21 protein-coding genes are annotated in these 20,091 nt (G+C 67.6%); 17 read left to right on the top strand and 4 right to left on the bottom strand.

The window, feature by feature from the left end; all coding sequences use genetic code 11:
• Nucleotides 1–2 precede the first annotated feature (2 nt).
• Nucleotides 3–929, top strand: coding sequence for a prephenate dehydrogenase (locus WKR98_RS26345; RefSeq protein WP_124688654.1), 927 nt, complete (start codon nt 3–5; stop codon nt 927–929).
• A gap of 5 nt (nt 930–934) precedes the next feature.
• Entirely contained in the window at nt 935–2,266 is a 1,332-nt protein-coding gene (gene aroA, locus WKR98_RS26340) for a 3-phosphoshikimate 1-carboxyvinyltransferase (RefSeq protein WP_124688655.1), read from the top strand.
• Here aroA and WKR98_RS26335 read toward each other — a convergent pair.
• Nucleotides 2,242–2,457: a DUF2061 domain-containing protein gene (locus WKR98_RS26335; protein ID WP_124688656.1), complete on the bottom strand. Its 216-nt coding sequence runs from the start codon at nt 2,455–2,457 to the stop codon at nt 2,242–2,244. The two genes, aroA and WKR98_RS26335, sit on opposite strands and share 25 nt — an antisense overlap.
• A 103-nt stretch (nt 2,458–2,560) precedes the next feature.
• Between WKR98_RS26335 and cmk the strand changes: the two genes are divergently transcribed.
• From cmk to cysM, 9 genes are all read left to right on the top strand, one after another.
• Nucleotides 2,561–3,241 (top strand): (d)CMP kinase, encoded by a 681-nt coding sequence (cmk, locus tag WKR98_RS26330; protein ID WP_124688657.1) that lies wholly within the window; start codon nt 2,561–2,563, stop codon nt 3,239–3,241.
• 136 nt (nt 3,242–3,377) lie between these two features.
• Nucleotides 3,378–5,084 carry a 30S ribosomal protein S1 gene (gene rpsA, locus WKR98_RS26325; protein WP_124688658.1) on the top strand — a complete coding sequence of 569 codons (1,707 nt, stop codon included), beginning with the start codon at nt 3,378–3,380 and terminating at the stop codon, nt 5,082–5,084.
• Nucleotides 5,085–5,224: 140 nt separating this feature from the next.
• Nucleotides 5,225–5,527 (top strand): integration host factor subunit beta, encoded by a 303-nt coding sequence (locus WKR98_RS26320; protein WP_124688659.1) that lies wholly within the window; start codon nt 5,225–5,227, stop codon nt 5,525–5,527.
• A gap of 206 nt (nt 5,528–5,733) precedes the next feature.
• Entirely contained in the window at nt 5,734–6,057 is a 324-nt protein-coding gene (locus WKR98_RS26315; protein ID WP_124688660.1) for a LapA family protein, read from the top strand.
• A 9-nt stretch (nt 6,058–6,066) separates the two neighbouring features.
• The gene (gene lapB / locus WKR98_RS26310; protein ID WP_124688661.1) at nt 6,067–7,344 is read left to right on the top strand and encodes a lipopolysaccharide assembly protein LapB; all 1,278 of its coding nucleotides are present in this window, start codon (nt 6,067–6,069) and stop codon (nt 7,342–7,344) included.
• Between the two features lie 219 nt (nt 7,345–7,563).
• On the top strand, nt 7,564–8,526 hold the full coding sequence (rfaE1, locus tag WKR98_RS26305; RefSeq protein ID WP_161567748.1) for a D-glycero-beta-D-manno-heptose-7-phosphate kinase: 963 nt from the start codon (nt 7,564–7,566) through the stop codon (nt 8,524–8,526).
• A gap of 15 nt (nt 8,527–8,541) precedes the next feature.
• The gene (gene rfaD, locus WKR98_RS26300) at nt 8,542–9,531 is read left to right on the top strand and encodes an ADP-glyceromanno-heptose 6-epimerase (RefSeq protein ID WP_124688662.1); all 990 of its coding nucleotides are present in this window, start codon (nt 8,542–8,544) and stop codon (nt 9,529–9,531) included.
• 151 nt (nt 9,532–9,682) lie between these two features.
• Entirely contained in the window at nt 9,683–10,084 is a 402-nt protein-coding gene (locus WKR98_RS26295) for a ComEA family DNA-binding protein (protein WP_124688663.1), read from the top strand.
• Nucleotides 10,085–10,113: 29 nt separating this feature from the next.
• Complete coding sequence (gene cysM / locus WKR98_RS26290) at nt 10,114–11,019, top strand: cysteine synthase CysM (RefSeq protein ID WP_124688664.1); 906 nt, start codon at nt 10,114–10,116, stop codon at nt 11,017–11,019.
• Here the strand turns inward: cysM and mltB are convergent.
• On the bottom strand, nt 10,992–12,224 hold the full coding sequence (gene mltB / locus WKR98_RS26285) for a lytic murein transglycosylase B (protein ID WP_238160329.1): 1,233 nt from the start codon (nt 12,222–12,224) through the stop codon (nt 10,992–10,994). The two genes, cysM and mltB, sit on opposite strands and share 28 nt — an antisense overlap.
• 86 nt (nt 12,225–12,310) lie before the next feature.
• Between mltB and WKR98_RS26280 the strand changes: the two genes are divergently transcribed.
• From WKR98_RS26280 to WKR98_RS26265, 4 genes are all read left to right on the top strand, one after another.
• The gene (locus tag WKR98_RS26280) at nt 12,311–13,231 is read left to right on the top strand and encodes a histone deacetylase family protein (RefSeq protein WP_124688665.1); all 921 of its coding nucleotides are present in this window, start codon (nt 12,311–12,313) and stop codon (nt 13,229–13,231) included.
• 215 nt (nt 13,232–13,446) lie between these two features.
• The gene (locus WKR98_RS26275; protein ID WP_124688666.1) at nt 13,447–14,196 is read left to right on the top strand and encodes an electron transfer flavoprotein subunit beta/FixA family protein; all 750 of its coding nucleotides are present in this window, start codon (nt 13,447–13,449) and stop codon (nt 14,194–14,196) included.
• 2 nt (nt 14,197–14,198) lie between these two features.
• Nucleotides 14,199–15,128, top strand: coding sequence for an electron transfer flavoprotein subunit alpha/FixB family protein (locus WKR98_RS26270; RefSeq protein WP_124688667.1), 930 nt, complete (start codon nt 14,199–14,201; stop codon nt 15,126–15,128).
• Nucleotides 15,129–15,235: 107 nt separating this feature from the next.
• Complete coding sequence (locus tag WKR98_RS26265) at nt 15,236–17,032, top strand: acyl-CoA dehydrogenase (protein ID WP_124688668.1); 1,797 nt, start codon at nt 15,236–15,238, stop codon at nt 17,030–17,032.
• 19 nt (nt 17,033–17,051) lie between these two features.
• Here the strand turns inward: WKR98_RS26265 and WKR98_RS26260 are convergent, their stop codons facing one another.
• Nucleotides 17,052–17,669, bottom strand: coding sequence for an RBBP9/YdeN family alpha/beta hydrolase (locus tag WKR98_RS26260; RefSeq protein WP_124688669.1), 618 nt, complete (start codon nt 17,667–17,669; stop codon nt 17,052–17,054).
• Between the two features lie 225 nt (nt 17,670–17,894).
• Here WKR98_RS26260 and WKR98_RS26255 point away from each other — a divergent pair, with 225 nt between their 5' ends.
• A complete protein-coding gene (locus WKR98_RS26255; RefSeq protein WP_124688670.1) occupies nt 17,895–18,539 on the top strand; it encodes a peroxiredoxin in 645 nt (214 codons plus the stop codon).
• 78 nt (nt 18,540–18,617) lie between these two features.
• Nucleotides 18,618–19,025, top strand: coding sequence for a DoxX family protein (locus tag WKR98_RS26250; protein ID WP_124688671.1), 408 nt, complete (start codon nt 18,618–18,620; stop codon nt 19,023–19,025).
• On the opposite strand, the gene WKR98_RS26245 is transcribed toward WKR98_RS26250, so the two are convergent.
• Nucleotides 19,026–19,985: a CysB family HTH-type transcriptional regulator gene (locus WKR98_RS26245; protein ID WP_124688672.1), complete on the bottom strand. Its 960-nt coding sequence runs from the start codon at nt 19,983–19,985 to the stop codon at nt 19,026–19,028. It abuts the gene before it with no gap.
• Nucleotides 19,986–20,091 lie beyond the last annotated feature (106 nt).

Genomic DNA, 20,091 nt, shown 5'->3' with positions numbered 1-20,091 from the left:
CCATGTCGCATCCGGATTCGGCTCGGGAAGCCCCTGGTTCCCCGCAGCCCCTGGTGCCGGTACTCGCGGTGGTGGGCGTGGGGCTGATCGGCGGTTCGTTCGCCGCCGCGCTGCGGCGCGCGGGGCAGGTCGGCGAGGTCTGGGGCGTCGGCCGCCAGGCCGGGACGCTCGAGCAGGCGCGCAAGCTGGGCCTGATCGACCGGGCGGTCTCGCTGGAAGAAGCCGCGCGGGCCGACCTGGTCCTGATGGCCGTGCCGGTGGGCGCGACGCGCGCGACCCTGGACGGCCTGGCGCCGCATCTGGGGCCCGGCACCGTCGTTACCGATGCCGGCAGTACCAAGATGGACGTGGTGCGCGCTGCGCGCGAGGCGTTGGGCGCCCGCATCGGCCAGTTCGTGCCGGGCCATCCGATCGCCGGCAGCGAACAAAGCGGCCCGGCCGCCGCCTTTGCCGACCTGTACCGCGGGCGCACGGTGATCCTGACTCCGCTGGACGAGAACCCGCCCGCGGCCGTCGGCCTGGTCGAACGGGCGTGGGCCACCTGCGGCGCCGAGATCCGGACGATGCGCCCGGGCGAACACGACACCGTGCTCGCCTCGGTCAGCCACGTGCCGCACCTGCTGGCCTTCGCCTACATGACGCAGGTTCTGGAAGCCGCCGATGCGGGCCTGCGGCTGGACCTGGCCGGCAGCGGCTTTCGCGACTTCACCCGCATCGCCGGCGGCTCGCCCGATATGTGGCGTGACATCTTCCTGGCAAATCGCGAAGCCATGATGCAGGAGACCGCCGCCGTGCGGCGGGCCCTGGATGCCTTCGAGCGGGCCATGAGCGAGGGCGACGCGGCGGGCCTGCAAGCCATGCTGGAAGCCGTGTCGAAGTCCCGGCGCGCCTGGCGGGCAGGGCAGCCATCTCCCGATACGAACGAATGACCGCCATGACCGATTCCCCCCGCCATCCACCGTACCTCGACCTGGCTCCGGCGCGCCGCGCGCGGGGCGCCATCGACCTTCCCGGCTCCAAGAGCATTTCCAACCGCGTGCTGCTGTTGTCGGCATTGGCCGAGGGCACGACCCGCCTGACCGGCCTGCTCGATTCGGACGACACCCAGGTCATGCTGGCGGCCTTGCGCAAGCTGGGCATAACGATCACGGCGGGCCCGCGTCCCGACGAAGTGCTGGTCCAGGGCGCGCGGCGCTTTCCGGTCGGCCAGGCCGACCTGTTCATGGGCAACGCCGGCACGGCCATCCGCCCGCTGACCGCGGCGCTGGCGATGATGGGCGGCCACTATGTGCTGCACGGCGTGCCGCGCATGCACGAGCGGCCCATCGGCGACCTGGTGGACGCGTTGCGCATGCTGGGCGCGCGCGTGGCTTACCAGGGCCGCGAGGGCTATCCGCCGCTGTCGCTGGGCTGGGGCGAACTGGACCTGTCCAGGCCGGTCAAGGTCAACGGGTCGGTTTCCAGCCAGTTCCTGACCGCGCTGTTGCTGGCCGCTCCGCTGGCTACCCAGGCCACCGGCCGGGAGTTCGTGATCGAGGTCGAGGGCGAGCTGATTTCCAAGCCCTACGTCGAGATGACGCTGAACCTGATGCGCCGCTTCGGCGTGACGGTCGGGCGCGATGGCTGGCGGCGCTTCACCGTGCCTGCCCAGGCCGCCTACCGGTCGCCGGGCCACATGCTGGTCGAGGGGGACGCCTCGTCGGCTTCCTATTTCCTGGCCCTGGGTGCGATAGGCGGCGGGCCGGTGCGCGTGACCGGCGTCGGCCGCGACAGCATCCAGGGCGACGTGGCGTTCGCCGACACCCTGGCGGCGATGGGCGCCGAGGTCGAGATGGGGCCGGACTGGATAGAGACGCGGGGCGTCAACGTGGCCGAGGGGGGGCGCCTGAAGGCCTTCGACGCCGATTTCAACCTGATCCCGGATGCCGCGATGACGGCGGCGGTGCTGGCCTTGTATGCGGACGGACCGTGCCGCCTGCGCAACATCGCGAGCTGGCGGGTCAAGGAAACCGATCGCATCCACGCGATGCAGACCGAGCTGGCCAAGCTGGGCGCGACCGTGGCGGCCACGCCGGACAGCCTGACCGTGACGCCTCCCGCCACCTGGACGCCGGCCGAGATCGGCACCTGGGACGACCATCGCATGGCCATGTGCTTCTCGCTGGCCGCGTTCGGTCCCGTGGGAGTGCGCATCCTCGATCCGGGTTGCGTAAGCAAGACCTTCCCCACGTATTTCGATGTCTACGCGGGACTGGTGGGGGCTTGAGCCGCGGCGGCCAGATCCCCGGCGCGCCGGCCCCGGTCCCAGAACCTGTCGAAGAAATAGTGCACGACCGTGTTGACGGCGGGTTCGATGAAGGTGACCGCGCCGCTCAGCGCCACGCTGCCGGTAATAATGTAGGTGACGCTGAACGAGGTCACGATGTGCAGGCCGCCGAAGGCAAGGGTCTTGGCCATCACCGTCTTCCTTGATTGGTAATGAGAATCGTTTTCGAATTGTGCGCCGACCCGGGGGTGAGACGCCAATTGATCGATGCGATAAAAACGATAGGTTTCGTAAATGAATGGTTCCACGGTTCCCATGATCGCCATCGATGGGCCGACGGCCTCGGGCAAGGGCACCATCGCGGCGCGAGTGGCGGCCCAATTGGGCTGGCACCTGCTGGACAGCGGGGCGTTGTACCGCCTGACCGCGCTGGCCTGCCTGGAACAGGGCATCGCCGCGACTGACGCCCAGGGCGCAGCGGCCGCGGCGGCGGCGCTGGACGTGCGCTTCGTCGCCGACGGGGTCTCCATGGGCGGGCGCGACGTCACCGCCGACATCCGCCGCGAGGAAGTCGGCAACATGGCCTCGCAGGTGGCGGTGTTGGCGCCGGTGCGGGCCGCGCTGCTCGACCGCCAGCGCGCCTTCCGGTGCGCGCCGGGGCTGGTGGCCGACGGCCGGGACATGGGGACGGTTGTTTTTCCGGACGCCGACCTCAAGATATTCCTGGTGGCCAGCGCCGAGGCGAGGGCCCAGCGACGCTATAAACAGTTGATCGAAAAGGGTTTTTCGGCTAACCTCTTAACCCTTTTGCGCGATCTGGAAGCGCGCGATGCGCGCGATACGCAACGGGCGAATGCGCCACTGGCCGCCGCCCACGATGCCCTGGTGCTCGATTCCTCCCACCTCACCATCGACCAGACGGTCGAACAGGTGATGAGCTGGTGGAGCGAGCGTTCGGGCGCATCGCGTGCCTGAAAGCGCAGCAGCGATTCTTAGCAGCACGTAGTAAAGGCCCTCAGCAATGAGGTATTGCAACTCCACCGATTGGTGCGGTGTCAGGTCGAATGTCTCGACCGCCCCCATGAAGTGCGTAACCCGGTAACACTCAACAATGTCTTCGGTTTCCCAAGCCCCTGCCGGCGAAGAAAGCTTTGCCGCCCTGTTCGAAGAAAGCATCAAGCGCCAGGAAATGAAATCCGGCGAAGTCATCACCGCCGAGGTGGTGCGCATCGACCATAACTTCGTCGTGGTCAATGCCGGCCTGAAGTCAGAGGCCTTGATCCCGCTCGAGGAATTCCTCGACGACAAGGGTGAGCTCGAAGTCTCCGAAGGCGATTTCGTCTCGGTGGCCATCGACGCGCTTGAAAACGGCTACGGCGACACCGTGCTGTCGCGCGACCGCGCCAAGCGCCTGGCTGCCTGGCTGCAGCTCGAGAAGGCCCTGGAATCCGGCGATCTCGTCACCGGCACCATCACCGGCAAGGTCAAGGGTGGGCTGACCGTCATGACCAATGCGATCCGTGCCTTCCTGCCGGGTTCGCTGGTCGACCTGCGTCCCGTCAAGGACACTACCCCGTACGAAGGCAAGACCCTCGAATTCAAGGTCATCAAGCTCGATCGCAAGCGCAACAACGTCGTGCTGTCGCGCCGTGCCGTGCTCGAGGCCAACATGGGCGAAGAGCGCCAGAAGCTGCTCGAGACCCTGCACGAAGGCGCGATCGTCAACGGCGTCGTCAAGAACATCACCGACTACGGTGCGTTCGTCGACCTCGGCGGCATCGACGGCCTGCTGCACATCACCGACCTGGCATGGCGCCGTGTGCGTCACCCCTCGGAAGTCCTGTCCGTCGGCCAGGAAATCCAGGCCAAGGTCCTCAAGTTCGACCAGGAAAAGAACCGCGTCTCGCTGGGCGTCAAGCAGCTGGGCGAAGATCCGTGGGTGGGTCTGGCTCGCCGCTACCCGCAAGGCACCCGCCTGTTCGGCAAGGTTACCAACCTGACCGACTACGGCGCGTTCGTCGAAGTCGAAGCCGGCATCGAGGGCCTGGTCCACGTGTCCGAAATGGACTGGACCAACAAGAACGTCGACCCCAAGAAGGTCGTCACCCTGGGTGACGAAGTGGAAGTCATGGTTCTCGAGATCGACGAAGACCGTCGCCGCATCTCGCTGGGCATGAAGCAGTGCCGTCCCAACCCGTGGGAAGAGTTCTCGATCAACCACAAGCGTGGCGACAAGGTCCGCGGCGCCATCAAGTCGATCACCGACTTCGGCGTGTTCGTCGGCCTGCCCGGCGGCATCGATGGCCTGGTCCATCTGTCCGACCTGTCCTGGAGCGAGTCCGGCGAAGAAGCCGTGCGCAACTTCAAGAAGGGCGACGAAGTCGAGGCCGTGGTGCTGGGCATCGACACCGAGAAGGAACGCATCTCGCTGGGCATCAAGCAGCTGGAAGGCGATCCGTTCAACAACTTCGTGGGCACCCATGACAAGGGCGCCGTCGTCCAGGGCACCGTGAAGTCGGTCGAGGCCAAGGGCGCTGTCGTGACCCTGTCGGTCGACGTCGAAGGCTACCTGCGCGCTTCCGAGATCTCTTCGGGCCGCGTGGAAGACGCCACCACGGTGCTGAAGGCCGGCGACAACATCGACGCCATGATCCTGAACATCGACCGCAAGACGCGTTCGATCCAGCTCTCGATCAAGGCCAAGGACAGCGCCGAGACGGCCGAGGCCATCCAGCGCATGTCCGATGCCAGCGCTTCGTCGGGTACCACCAACCTGGGCGCCCTGTTGAAGGCCAAGCTCGACCAGCAGAACGGCTGATAGGCCCACCCCCTACGCGCTCACGCGCGCCCCGGCGGCACTGGCGGGACCGGCAAAGCCGGATCCGCTGTGCCCAGGGGGGAGTTACCTGGTAGTCCGGTATAGCCCGGTACGGCGTTCTAAGAGGTTTCATGAACTCAATGACGAAGTCCGAGTTGATCGCCCGATTGGCCGCCCGGTATCCGCAGCTGGTCGCCAAGGACGCCGATTACGCCGTCAAGACCATCCTCGATGCGATGGCTCAGTCCCTCTCGGAAGGGCAGCGCATCGAGATCCGTGGTTTCGGCAGTTTTTCGTTGTCCAAACGTCCGCCGCGTATCGGGCGCAATCCCAAGTCCGGTGAAAAGGTGCTGGTTCCCGAAAAACGGGTCCCGCACTTCAAGGCCGGCAAGGAGTTGCGCGAGCGGGTCGACGCCCCCGTGCAAAAGCCTTCCGGGAACTGACTCGGCCGGACCTCCGGTCGCAGCAAGCCCGAACAACCCCGACAGTCTCCGGCTGCCGGGGTTTTCTTTTTCCGGGAGCCGGCTTCCAGTTACCTGGCAGCAGTGCAAGTAGTTAGAATCGCCAGTCTCCCCGCATCGCCGCCCGGGAGGGCGCGAAGCGCGTAGGGGGGCGATACAATTTGTTTTTTCCTCACCTGGAGCAAACCATGCGATATCTCGTCTGGGCGCTGAGACTGGTCATATTCGTGGTCGTCCTGCTGTTCGCGCTCAAGAATACCGACCGGGTGAACGTGTATTTCTTCGCCGATCACCTGATCAGCGAAGTGCCGCTGATCGTGGTCATGCTGGCCAGTTTCGTGGTCGGCGCGGTGTTCGGCCTGTTGCTGACCGTGCCGGGCGTGATGCGCCGCCGCCGCGAGATCGCCTCGCTGCGGCGCGAGCTGGACCAGACCCGGGCCGTGGCGAAGGGCGGGTCGTCCGCGGATGCGCCGCCGTCGCCCGACGTCATCCTGCCCGTGACCCCGTTGTAAGGGAGCGATGTGGATTTCGAACCCTGGTGGCTGATTGCCATACCCTTGTTGTTCGGACTGGGCTGGGTAGCCGCGCGCGTGGATATCCGGCAGATGTTGTCCGAACATCGCAGCGTGCCCGATTCCTATTTTCGTGGACTGAATTTCCTGCTGAACGAGCAGCACGATCGCGCCATCGATGCCTTCATCGAAGTGGCCAAGCTCGATCCCGAGACCACCGAGTTGCACTTCGCCCTGGGCAGCCTGTTCCGGCGCCGGGGCGAGATCGAGCGTGCCATACGGGTGCATCAGAACCTGCTGCAGCGCGCCGATCTGCCTGACAACCAGCGTGAACAGGCCTTGCACGAGCTGGCGCAGGACTATCTGCGCGCCGGCATGCTGGACCGGGCCGAGGCGGCCTTCGACCAGTTGAAGGGAACGCGATTCGCGCCCGACGCGCTGCGCGCGCTGATCCGCATCCACGAGACCGAGCGCGACTGGCCGCATGCCATCCAGGCCGTGCAGGCCCTGCAAGGGCTGATCGACGAACCGGTGCCGCAGGCCGTGCATTTCCATTGCGAGGAAGCCGCGGCCGCCCTGGCCGCCGGCAACACCGACGCGGCCCATGCGGCGCTGGACGCGGCCACGCATGCCTCGGTCCAGGCCCAGCGGGGCGGCGGCACGGCCCCCCACGTGCGCGTCGCCATGATGCGGGCCGACCTGGCCAGTCGCGAAGGCGACTTGCGGGCGCAGCGCCTGCACCTGGAGTCCGTGCTGTCCGCGCATCCCGAATACGCGGGCCTGGTGGCCGAGCAGTTCCTTGCCAATCACGAGGCGCGCGGTACGGCCAACGAAGGGCTGGAGAAGCTCGAGGCGCACTACATGCGCCATCCCTCGCTGGACCTGTTCGACGCCATCTTCCAGGCGCTGCGCCGGCAGCGCGGCCTGGCGCAGGCCTGGAACTTCGCGCGTGGGGCCTTGCAGCGCAATCCGTCGCTGCTGGGGCTGGACCGGTTGCTGGAAGCGCAGGTAGCGGGCGACAAGGCGGCGCAGGTCGAGCCGGGCCAGCAGGCGGCCGCGAACGTGGTGACGTTGAACAACCCGCAGGCCGATGCCGCCTCGCCGTGGACGCCCGCGGACGATGCCGTGCTGATGCGCAGCCTGATACACAAGCATACGCAGCGCCTGGATCGCTACGCCTGCCAGGCGTGCGGTTTCAAGGCCAAGCGGTTCCATTGGCAATGTCCGGGCTGCAACGCCTGGGAAACCTATGCGCCCAAACGATTGGAAGAACTTGATGCTGTATAAGGATGATGCCCCCCCCTGCGCGCTGACGCGCGCCCAGTATGGTGAGCCCCCAGCCGCTACGCGGCAGCCCCCCAGGGGGGCCGGGACCCGCCTTGGGGCGGCCCGGCGCCGGGTCCCGGGGGCGACGCTGGCGGACCGGCGGAGCCGGATCCACCGCATCCTGGAGTTGTGTGACGTCTTAGGGTGTGGCAGTGTTGGTTTGCCGTTGGGGAGCAAGGCATGAGCGCGTCGGCGTTGGGGGTGTTTCCCTCGGATGGGCAGCGCGCGGCGGCGCGGGTGTTGGTGGTGGGGGATGTGATGCTGGACCGGTATTGGTTCGGCGAGGTGCATCGCATTTCTCCCGAGGCGCCGGTGCCGGTGGTGCATGTGTCGCGCAGCGAGGACCGGCTGGGCGGGGCGGCGAACGTGGCGCGCAACGCGGCGACGCTGGGGGCGCACGTGACGCTGGTGGGCGTGGTGGGCGACGACGATTCGGGGCGCGCCATCGCGCGGCTGTGCGAGGACGAGGGCGTGCACGCGGATCTGGTCGCGGATCCGTCGGTGCCGACCACGATGAAGATGCGCGTGCTGGGACGCCAGCAGCAACTGCTGCGCGTGGACTTCGAGCAGCCGCCTTCGCCGGGCGTGCTGGCCGACCTGGCGGCGCGGGTGGCGGTGCACATCGCCGACCACGACGTGATCGTGCTGTCCGACTACGCCAAGGGCGTGCTGGACCAGGTGCAGGACCTGATCGCGCTGGCGCGCGCGCGCGGCTGCGTCGTGCTGGTCGATCCCAAGGGCGACGACTACGGCCGCTATCGCGGCGCCACGCTGGTCACGCCCAACCAGTCCGAGATGCGCGAGGCCGTGGGCCGCTGGCGCGACGAGGCGCAACTGGCCGAACGTGCCCAGCACCTGCGCCAGGCGCTGGACCTGGAGGCCTTGCTGGTGACGCGTTCCGAACTGGGCATGACGCTTTTCACGGCCGAGGGGCGTGACCACGTCGAGGCACTGGCGCGCGAGGTATTCGACGTGTCGGGCGCCGGCGATACCGTGATCGCCACGCTCGCCGTCATGCGCGCGGCGGGGCTGGATCTGCATGCGGCCATGAGGTGGGCCAACCTGGCGGGCGGCATCGTCGTCGGCAAGCTGGGGACATCGATCGTGACGCCGGACGAATTGCGTGCCGGCCTGGCGATCTAGATTGAGGAATTTGCCATGATCATCGTAACGGGAGCCGCCGGCTTCATCGGCAGCAATCTGGTCAAGGGCCTGAACGCCCGCGGCGAGCGCGACATCATCGCGGTCGACGATTTGCTCGAAGGCGACAAGTTCGTGAACCTGGTCGACGGCGAGATCGCCGACTACCTGGACAAGAACGATTTCCGCCGCCGCGTGGCGGACGGATCCCTGCCCAAGGTGGACGCCATCCTGCACCAGGGCGCGTGCTCGGACACGACCGAACGCAACGGCCAGTACATGATGGACAACAACTACCGCGTCACGCTGGAGCTTTTCGAGTATGCCCAGCGCGAACGGATTCCCTTCCTGTATGCCTCGTCGGCCGCCGTGTACGGCGCGGGCCCGGTCTATGCCGAGGACCTGCGCAACGAGAAGCCGCTGAACGTCTACGGCTATTCCAAGTTCCTGTTCGATCAGGTGCTGCGCCGCCGCCTGGGCGCGCTGACCGCGCCGGTGGTGGGGCTGCGCTATTTCAACGTCTATGGCCCGCGCGAGCAGCACAAGGGCAGGATGGCCTCGGTCGCCTTCCACAACATGAACCAGTTCCTGAAGGAAGGCCACGTGCGCCTGTTTGGCGGCTGGGACGGCTATGGCGACGGACAGCAGCAGCGGGACTTCATCTCGGTCCATGACGTCGTGGAAGTGAACCTGCATTTCCTGGGGCGTCCGGTGTCGGGCGTCTACAACTGCGGCACCGGCCGGGCCCAGCCTTTCAACGACGTGGCGGCCGCGGTGGTCAACACGCTGCGCGAGGAGCGCGGCGAGGCGCCCCTGGCGCTGGCCGACCTGGCGGCGCAGGGGCTGCTGCGCTACATCGAGTTCCCCGAGGACCTCAAGGGCCGCTACCAGAGCTACACCCAGGCCGACACCACGCAGTTGCGCGCGGCCGGTTTCACCGCGCCGATGCGGGACGTGCAGACCGGCGTTTCCGAGTACATCCGGGAACTGCGCGGCATGTCGAAGTAGGGACGCCCCGGTTTTCCTACGCATTTTCCCCCTTGGACAGCGGACGGTACGCGCCCGCTTTCCGGGAGGCTCCAGGAGCAAGCTTGCGGTGACGCCGGACGGTGTCGCGGCGGCCGGACCGGTCGCCGGCAACTCTCAACGGAGCCTAGCCATGAATCCCTTTCTCGATCCCACGCGCGCCGAGCCCGACTCCAGACCCTATCGCCTGCGCGGCGCCCGGCTTTGCGCGGGACGGCTGGCGGTCGCCGCCGGCCTCGGATTGGCCACGCTCGGTGGTACCCATGCCGCCGGCGTGGACGCGAACACCGCCACGCCGGCCCAACTGGAAGCCGTACGCGGCATCGGACCCCGGACCGCCGCCCGCATCGTCCAGGAGCGCCGCCGGGGCGGTCCGTTCTCGTCGTTCGACGACCTGGCCGGGCGCGTGCGCGGGCTCGGCACGAAGCGGCTCCACGGGCTGCGGGCCGCCGGATTGTCCCTCGGCCCGGCCGGCCGCGAGGGGCCGGCCATCCTGGTCAATATGCCTCCAGGCAGTAAGGGGAAAGGGAACTAAACCGGGTCGGCTGGATTATGATGGGGCGCATGAGAAGCTACCCCACCATCGAACAGACCATCGGCAACACGCCTCTGGTCCGGCTCCAGCGGATTCCCGGAGAAGGAAATGCCGCGCGCGGCAACGTCATCCTCGCGAAGCTGGAAGGCACGAATCCGGCCGGTTCGGTCAAGGATCGCCCGGCCCTGTCCATGATCGCCCGGGCCGAGGCCCGGGGCGAGATCAAGCCGGGCGATACCCTGATCGAGGCAACCAGCGGAAACACCGGAATCGCCCTGGCGCTGGTGGCGGCCATACGCGGCTACCGCATGATCCTGATCATGCCGGACAATCTGTCGCTCGAGCGCCGCGCGGCCATGACCGCCTACGGGGCCGAGCTGATCCTGACGCCGGCTTCGCAGGGGGGCATGGAATACGCCCGCGACCTGGCCTTGCGGATGCAGGCGGAAGGCAAAGGCAGGGTACTCGACCAGTTCGCCAATCCCGACAATCCGCTGGCCCACGTCGAGACCACCGGGCCGGAAATCTGGCGCGACACCGATGGACAGGTCACGCATTTCGTCAGCGCCATGGGTACGACGGGAACCATCGTGGGCGTCTCGCGTTATTTGAAGAGCCGTAATCCGGCGGTCCAGGTGGTGGGCGCGCAGCCCGCCGAAGGCTCGCAGATCCCCGGCATCCGCAAGTGGCCCGAGGCCTATCTGCCCAAGATCTACGACCCGTCGGCGGTGGACAGCCAGGAATCCGTCACGCAAGCCGAGGCCGAGGACATGGCCCGCCGGCTGGCCGCCGAAGAAGGCATCTTCGGCGGCATCTCGTCCGCCGGTGCCCTGGTGGCGGCGCTGCGCGTGGCCGAGACCGTCAGCAACGCCACCATCGTTTTCATCGTCTGCGACCGTGGCGACCGCTACTTGTCCACCGGCGTGTTCAACTGACTGACCCGGCTCGCCACCCGGTTGCGCCGTTCCAGTTCCACGGCCAGGTCGGTGACCGAGGTGGCGTAGAAGTAGCTCCGGTTGTATTCGGTCAGGGCGAAGAAGTTGGGCGCGGCGACGCGGTATTCGGTCGTGCCCGTCGCGCCGTCATACAGGTCGATGACGGCCAGCGGCCATTGCATCCAGGCGTCCGACATCCCCGCCACCTTGGGCGCTCGCGCGCCGGCGGCCTGCAACCGGGGCCAGTCGAGCGTGGGCTTGAGCCCGCCATCGACCAGCGCGGCCGGGTCGCCCGGTAGCCGGACCGGCAGGAACACCGGCTGGCCGCGCTGCCATCCATGTTCGACCAGGAAGTTGGCCACCGAGGCGATGGCGTCGGCGGGACTGGCCAGCAAGTCGATGCGGCCATCGCCATTGCCGTCCACGGCGAACTGGCGCAAGCTGCCGGGCATGAACTGCGGCAGGCCCATCGCGCCCGCGTACGAACCCTTCACGGCCAGCGGATCGGCGCCGGCTTCCTGGCACCAGATCAGGAACTGCGCCAGTTGTTCGCGGAAGAACGCGCTGCGGTCGCTGCGCGCCTGGGCCGGATAGTTGAAGGCCAGCGTCGCCAGCGCGTCGATGATGCGGAAGTTGCCGGTGACCCGGCCATAGAAGGTTTCGACGCCGATGACGCTGACGATGATGGAGGCGGGGACGCCGTAGCGAGCCTCGGCCCGCGCCAGGTCCTGCGCGTGTTCCTCCTGGAACGCGACGCCTTCCTTGATGCGGCGGCTTTCGATGAAGCGCGCGCGGTACCGGGGCCAGCTGCGGACGGTGGGCGACGAGGGCGGCAGCACGAGCCGCGCGACGGTTTCCGAATATTTCGCCTGGTCGAGCAGGGCGCCGACCCGGGCGGCGTCCAGGCCCCGGCCGGCCATGTCGGCCACGAAGGCGCGCCGCGCCTCGGCGGCCGACTGGGGGCTGGAGGGCGCGGGCACGGGAACCGGGACGGCCACCGGGGCGGTTGGAGCCGGCGCCGCAGGTGGCGCGGCCGGGGTGGCGGCGCGCGGAGCGGCCTGCATGTCGGGCGCGGCCGGAACGCCCTGCATGGGCGCCGCGGCCGGGGGCGGATGCGAGGCGCAGCCCCACAGGGCCAGCGCGGCCAGGGCGGCGGCGATCGGGCCGCTACGCGACCCGGTCGGAAAACGGGGTGTGGAATTCACGCGTAAGATTTCCGGAAAAGCGATATCGATAGCGTGATGCTGCCGGCTGTTCGGCCGCGATGCAAGTCGGGCGCATAATGGAGTCCATGGCTACGCTTTACTTCACGCACCCGTCGTGCAGGCAGCACGAGATGGGCGAAGGGCATCCCGAGTGCCCGGCTCGGCTGGACGCGATATCCGACCAGTTGCTCGCTTCGGGCGTGGCGGCGCACCTGATCGAGCGCGAAGCGCCGCGGGCCACGCAGGAAGCGCTGCTGCGCGTGCATACCTCCGAATACCTGGAATCGCTGGTCGAGCGCTCGCCGGTCCACGGCTACGTCGAACTCGATCCCGATACCTGCATGAATCCCCATACCTACACGGCGGCCCTGCACGCGGCGGGCGCCGCGATCGCGGCCGTCGATGCCGTGCTGGCGGGCGAGGGCGAGTCGGCGTTCTGCGCGGTGCGGCCGCCCGGTCATCATGCCTGCCCCGACCAGGCCATGGGCTTCTGCTTCCTGAACAACGTGGCGATCGCCGTGCGCCACGCCATCGCGCACCACGGATTGACGCGCGTCGCGGTGGTGGATTTCGACGTGCACCACGGCAACGGCACCGAGGCCGCGCTGGCCGGCGACGAACGCGTGCTGATGTGCGGTTTCTTCCAGCATCCGTTCTATCCGTTCAGCGGCACCGCGCCCTGGGCCGGCAACATGCTGAACGAGCCCGTGCCCGCCTATACCGAGGGCGCGGCGATACGCGAACTGGTGTCGGCCCGGTGGCTGCCCCGGCTGGAGCAGTTCCGGCCCCAGCTCGTGCTGGTGTCGGCGGGCTTCGATGCGCACCGCGAGGACGATCTTGGGAGCATGGGGCTGGTCGAATCGGACTTCGCCTGGATTACCGGGCAACTCGTGGCGCTGGCCGGGCGCCACGGGGCGAAGGTCGTCAGCAGTCTCGAGGGCGGTTACAACCTGTCGGCGCTGGGGCGCAGCGCCACGGCCCACATACGCGCGCTGGCGGGGATCTGAGCCCCGTGCGCGCGCGGTCGTTACGCAGGCACGAATATTCGCCTGCGTCCGTATTTACCCGTATTCCAAGCCCGGGAGAGGAAAATGTCGATTACCTATAATCGACAGGTTTCCCTGTGGTGGGGCGACCGTGGCGCGAGTGGGCCCGGTACTCCGTGCTCCCCCGTGCCCGTTACCCAGGCGTAGCCGGTTTATCTACAACGAGGTCGCAAACAATGAAGGTGTTAGTGCCAGTCAAGCGAGTGGTGGACTACAACGTGAAGGTCCGGGTGAAGTCGGACCAGACGGGCGTGGACATCGCCAACGTGAAGATGTCGATGAATCCGTTCGACGAGATCGCCGTGGAAGAGGCGACGCGCCTGAAGGAGAAGGGCGTGGCCACCGAGGTCCTGGCCGTGTCGTGCGGCGTCGCCCAGTGCCAGGAGACGCTGCGCACGGCGATGGCGATCGGCGCCGACCGGGCCATCCTGGTCGAGACGCAGGAGGAGCTCCAGCCGCTGGCGGTGGCCAAGCTGCTGAAGGCGCTGGTCGACAAGGAGCAGCCGCAGCTGGTGATCCTGGGCAAGCAGGCGATCGACGACGATGCGAACCAGACGGGCCAGATGCTGGCCGCGCTGCTGGATTGGCCGCAGGCGACCTTCGCGAGCAAGGTCGAGGTGGCCGACGGCAAGGCGACGGTGACGCGCGAGGTGGACGGCGGCCTGGAAACGGTGGCGCTGTCGCTGCCGGCCATCGTGACCACGGACCTGCGGCTGAACGAGCCGCGCTACGTGACGCTGCCCAACATCATGAAGGCCAAGAAGAAGTCGCTGGAAACCGTCAAGCCGGAAGACCTGGGCGTGGACGTGGCGCCGCGGCTCAAGACGCTGAAGGTGGCCGAGCCGCCGGCGCGCAAGGCCGGGGTGAAGGTGGCGGACGTGGCCGAGTTGGTGGGCAAACTCAAGAATGAAGCGAAGGTGGTGTGAAGATGGCGATACTGGTCATAGCGGAACATGACAATGCGCATCTGCGCGCGGCGACGCTGAACACGATCACGGCGGCGCAGCGCCTGGGCGGCGACGTGCACGTGCTGGTCGCGGGCGCGGGGGTGGGCGCGGCGGCGCAGGCTGCCTCGCAGGTGGCGGGCGTGGCCAAGGTGCTGTCGGCCGACGGCGCTTCGCTGGCCGACGGCCTGGCCGAGAACGTGGCGGCGCAGGTGCTGGCGGTGGCCCAGGGCTACAGCCATATCCTGTTCCCGGCCACGGCGTATGGCAAGAACGTGGCGCCGCGCGTGGCGGCCAAGCTGGACGTGGCGCAGATCTCGGACATCATCGGCATCGAGTCGGCCGATACGTTCGAGCGTCCGATCTACGCGGGCAACGCGATCGCCACGGTGCAATCGGTCGATGCCGTCAAGGTGATCACCGTGCGCACGACGGCCTTCGACGCGGCCGCGGCCGCGGGCGGTTCGGCGCCGGTGGAAAGCCTGTCCGCCGTGGGCGACGGCGGCAAGTCCTCGTTCGTGGGGCGCGAGGTCGCCAAGAGCGACCGTCCGGAGCTGACCGCGGCCAAGGCCGTGGTGTCGGGCGGACGCGGGATGGGCAGCGCCGAGAACTTCAAGTTGCTCGAGCCGCTGGCGGACAAGCTGGGCGCGGCCATGGGCGCTTCGCGCGCCGCGGTCGACGCGGGCTACGCGCCCAACGACTGGCAGGTGGGCCAGACCGGCAAGATCGTCGCGCCGCAGCTGTACGTGGCGGTGGGGATCTCCGGCGCGATCCAGCACCTGGCGGGCATGAAGGACTCGAAGGTGATCGTGGCGATCAACAAGGACGCCGAGGCGCCGATCTTCGGCGTGGCCGACTACGGGCTGGTGGCGGACCTGTTCACCGCCGTGCCCGAGCTTACGAAAGCGCTGTAAGCGCGAACGCCGCCGCGCCCTTGGGGGGCGGCGGCGCACCCGAACAGGGCCGGGCCGCCGGTCTTGCCGCCGCACGGCCCTCGGTGCCCAACTGACCGGAGGTTTGCATGGCTTACGTGGCTCCACTGCGGGACATCCGATTCGTGCTGAGCGAATTGGCCGGCCTGGACAAGGTTCATCAATTACCCGGTAGCGAGGACGCCGGCCAGGAAGTCGTCGATGCGATCCTGGACGAGAACGCGCGCCTGCTGCAGGACGCGATCGCGCCGCTCAACCGCGACGGCGATCTCCAGCCGCCCGTCTGGTGCGACGGCGCCGTTACCGCTTCGCCGGGATTCGCCCAGGCATTCCGCAGCTTCGTCGAGGGGGGCTGGCAAGGCTTGCAGCATCCCGTGGACTTCGGGGGGCAGGGCCTGCCCAAGGTGGTCGCCACCCCGTGCATGGAAAACCTGAACGCCGCCTGCCTGTCGTTCGCGCTATGCCCGCTGCTGACCGACGGCGCCATCGAGGTGCTGCTGACGGCCGGGACCGAGGAGCAGAAGCGGCGCTTCATCCCCTCGATGATCGATGGCTCCTGGACCGGAACCATGAACCTGACCGAACCGCAGGCCGGGTCGGACCTGTCGCTGGTACGCACGCGCGCCGTCGCGCAGCCCGACGGCAGCTACCGGCTGCACGGGCAGAAGATCTTCATCACCTACGGCGAGCACGACATGGCACGGAACATCGTGCACATGGTGCTGGCCCGGCTGGCCGACGCGCCCGAGGGTGTCAAGGGCCTGTCGCTGTTCGTGGTGCCCAAGTTCCTGGTGAACGACGACGGATCGCTGGGCAAGCGCAACGACGTCTGGTGCGCCTCGATCGAACACAAGCTGGGCATCAAGGCCAGCCCCACGGCCGTGCTGCTGTATGGCGAGGACAAGGGCGAGGTCGGTCCGGGTGCCATCGGCTACCTGGTGGGCGAGCCCAACCGCGGCCTGGAAACCATGTTCATCATGATGAACGCCGCGCGCTTCGCGGTCGGCTTGCAGGGCATCGCGGTGGCCGAGCGCGCCAGCCAGCATGCCGTGGCCTATGCCAAGGACCGCGTGCAGAGCCGGGCGGTCGAGGGTTCCACGGGGCCCGTGGCCATCGTCCATCACCCGGACGTGCGCCGGATGCTGTTGACCATGCGCACGCTGACCGAGGCGGCCCGCGCCGTGGCCTACGTGGCCGCCGGGGCGCACGATTTCGCGCACAGGCATCCCGATGCCCAGATGCGCGCGCGCAACCAGGCCTTCTACGAATACATGGTGCCCATCGTCAAGGGCTTCTCGACCGAGATGGCGGTGGAGGTGGCCTCGCTGGGCATACAGGTGCACGGCGGCATGGGCTTCATCGAGGAAACGGGCGCCGCCCAGTACTACCGCGATGCCCGCATCCTGTCGATCTACGAAGGCACCACCGCCATCCAGGCCAATGACCTGGTGGGGCGCAAGACCGCGCGCGACGGCGGCGCGGTGGCGGCCGCCATCATCGGCCACATGCGCGAGACGCTGGCCGAGCTGGACGGCGACGCGGAACTGTCGGCGCTGCGCGGACAACTGGCCGACGCCATCCAGGCCTACGAGGAAGTGGTCCGCTTCGTGGTCGAGCGCTACCGCGACGACGTGCGCGAGGTCTACGCGGGCAGCGTGCCCTATCTGATGCTGGCCGGGCTCACGCACGGCGGATGGCAGATGGCGCGCGCCGCGCTGGCCTGCCGGCGCCGGATCGCCAAGGGAGACGTCGACACCTTCTATCCGGCCAAGCTGGCGGGGGCACAGTTCTATTGCGCCCACCTGCTGCCGCGGGTCGAGGCGCTGCGCCGCGAGATATTGCAGGGTGGCGCCAGCACGCTGGCCATGCCGGTCGACGCATTCTAAGGCCGCCGGCCGGCGGCGCTCAGGGGGAAGGGCGGTGGTGGCCGGGCGCCTGCGACGGCGGCAGCGGAGGCGTGCGGCAGGGGGCGACGGGGATGCGCCAATGCGACCGGCGCCGCAGGGCCGCCAATAGCTTCAGGCCCTGCGGCCATTCACCGTAGCCCGATTCGGCATTGATGTGGCCGGCGTCGTCGAGCTGCTCGAAGCGGCTGCCCCAGGCTTCGGCGAATTCGCGGGCACGGTCCAGCGAACAATACGGGTCGTTGGTGCTGGCGACCACCACGCTCTGGAAAGGCAAGGTCTGCATCGGCACGGGGCAGAACGAGCGCAGCCGCGCCGGGGCGTTCGCACGCTCGACGTCGGCGGGCGCCACCAGCAGGGCGCCCGCCACCTTTTCGCGCACGCGCAGCGGCAAGTGGCAGATCGTGATGCAGCCCAGGCTGTGGGCGATCAGCAGCGGCGGCCGCTGGGCCGCCTCGATGGCGGAGGCCAGGGTCGCGGTCCACGCATGCAGGTCGGGCGAGGCCCAGTCGTTCTGCTGCACGCGCACCGCGCGCGGCAGACAGGCCTCCCACCGGCTCTGCCAATGGGCGGGGCCGGAGTTGTTCCAACCTGGGACGATCAAGGGTTGCAGTCGCATGAGCGCATGATGGCGTCGCTGCTCATTACTGGGAACGAAGAATTTTGCGTTTGTTAATTACCTCAGCTTGGATGGCGGGGTCCGGCGGGAGGCGGGCCCTTATGTGAAAAAATAAGTATCCGCCTTTCTCTTATGGTGGAAAGCTATATGGATATGTGCAAACATTTGTTCCCGCTTCCCGGGCTGAACGCCAGAATGCTTCATTTGGAAACGTAGGAGACCGACATGGCCGCATTGCGTCTGGGCGACACCGCTCCCGATTTCGAACAGGATTCCTCCAAGGGACATATCCATTTCTACGACTACCTCGGCGACAGCTGGGGCGTGCTGTTCTCGCACCCGGCGGACTTCACGCCGGTCTGCACGACCGAACTGGGCTATACCGCCAAGCTCGCGCAGGAATTCGCCAAGCGCAACGTGAAGGTGCTGGCGCTGTCGGTCGACCCGGTCGATTCCCACCAGCAATGGATCGGCGACATCAACGACACGCAGAACACCCGGGTGGACTTCCCCATCCTGGCCGATGCCGACCGCAAGGTTTCCACGCTCTACGACATGATCCACCCGAACGCCAGCGCCACCGCCACGGTGCGCTCGGTCTTCGTGATCGACCCGGCGAAGAAGGTCAGGCTCATCATCACCTATCCCGCCAGCACGGGGCGCAACTTCGACGAGATCCTGCGCGTGATCGATTCGCTGCAATTGACCGATAACTACAGCGTCGCGACGCCGGTGAACTGGAAGGACGGCGAAGACGTCATCATCGTGCCGTCGCTGCAGGACCCCGAAGTGCTCAAGCAGAAGTTCCCCAAGGGCTACAAGGTCGTGCGCCCCTACCTGCGCACCACGCCCCAGCCCAACAAGGAGTAAGTCCGGGGAGGGAGGAAGTGCCCGTGTCACGGACATGTGCTGTAATGCGGGCCTTCGCTTCCCTCCGATAGGACTTCCATGCTCCAGACCGCCGACGATCTCGGAAAACTCCTGCTGCGCGTGTTCGTAGGGGTGCTCATGCTCATGCATGGCATTCCGAAGGTCATCGGCGGCATCGGTTTCGTGAAGGGGCTGGTCGCCTCGCACGGGCTGCCTACCTTCCTCGCCTACTTCGTCTACGTGGGCGAGATCGTCGCTCCCATCCTGCTGCTCGTGGGGATCTACAGCCGGCTTGGCGGCTTTCTGGTCGCCATCAACATGGTCGTGGCCATCGCGCTGGCCCACTCCAACCAGATATTCTCCGTGGCCAAGAACGGCGCCTGGGCGCTGGAGCTCCAGGGGCTCTACCTGTGCGGGGGCCTCGTCATCGCGCTGATCGGCGCGGGCCGCTTCAGCGCCGGCGGCAAGGGCGGCACGCTGAACTGATCAGGCTCCGGCGGGCTCGGGCTGGCCTGTCACGGCCGCGTCCTCGTCCTGCTGCGCGGTGATCGTGTTGCGGTCCAGGTGCGGTGCGAACATCTCGATGAAGGCAATCGCGAAATTGCGCAGATAGGCGCCGCGGCGCACCGCCAGGCGCGTCATGTTGGACGCGAACAGGTGGTCGGCCGCCAGCGACCGCAGCTTGGTGTCTTCCTCGCTGTCGTAGGCCATGGCGGCGATGATGCCTATGCCCAGGCCCGCCGCCACGTAGGTTTTGATGACGTCGGCGTCCATCGCCGTCAGCACGATGTCCGGCACGATGCCGGCGCGCGCGAAAGCCTCGTCGATGTGCGAACGGCCGGTCAGGCCGGTGTCGTAGGTGATCAGCGGATGCCGGGCCAGTTCCTCGACCGTCGGCCGATCGCGCGCCAGGATGGGATGTCCCGGCGGCGCGACGATGACGTGGTTCCACCGGTAGCCGGCGAAGGTCGATAGCCTGGCGTCGGCCTGCAGGCCCTCGGTGGCGATGCCGATGTCGGCCTGGCCGCTGGCCACCCATTCGGCGATGTGCAGGGGCGAGCCCTGCTGCAGGTTCAGGTGGACCTGGGGAAAGCTGCGCCGGAACGCCTGCACCACCACCGGCAGCGCGTAGCGGGCCTGGGTGTGGGTCGTGGCGATGGTCAGCCGGCCCTGGTCGCGGGCGCCGAACTCCTGGGCCGCGCGTTTGAGGTTCTCCTGTTCGAGCAGCAGGCGCTCGATGATCGTGACGATCTCCTTGCCCGGCTCGGTCAGCCCGGTCAGGCGCTTGCCGGCGCGTTCGAAGATCGTCGTGCCCAGTTCGTCTTCCAGTTCGCGTATCTGGCGGCTGACGCCCGGCTGCGAGGTGTACAGCGTATTGGCGACCTCGGTCAGGTTGAAATTGCGGCGCAAGGCTTCGCGGACGGAGCGCAGTTGCTGGAAATTCACGAGGGTTCTCCTGCTTGGGCCGGCGCGACAGCGGGCCGGCGGCGATCAATCATGTTGCGTCGCAAACAAAAAAATCAGAACGAAAATTTGAAAATGATCTAATGCG

This window comes from Pigmentiphaga sp. YJ18 (assembly GCF_038066655.1).
Lineage (GTDB): Bacteria > Pseudomonadota > Gammaproteobacteria > Burkholderiales > Burkholderiaceae_B > Pigmentiphaga.
Note: the sequence above shows the minus strand (reverse complement) of the source record. Positions and strands in the feature narration are given on the sequence as shown.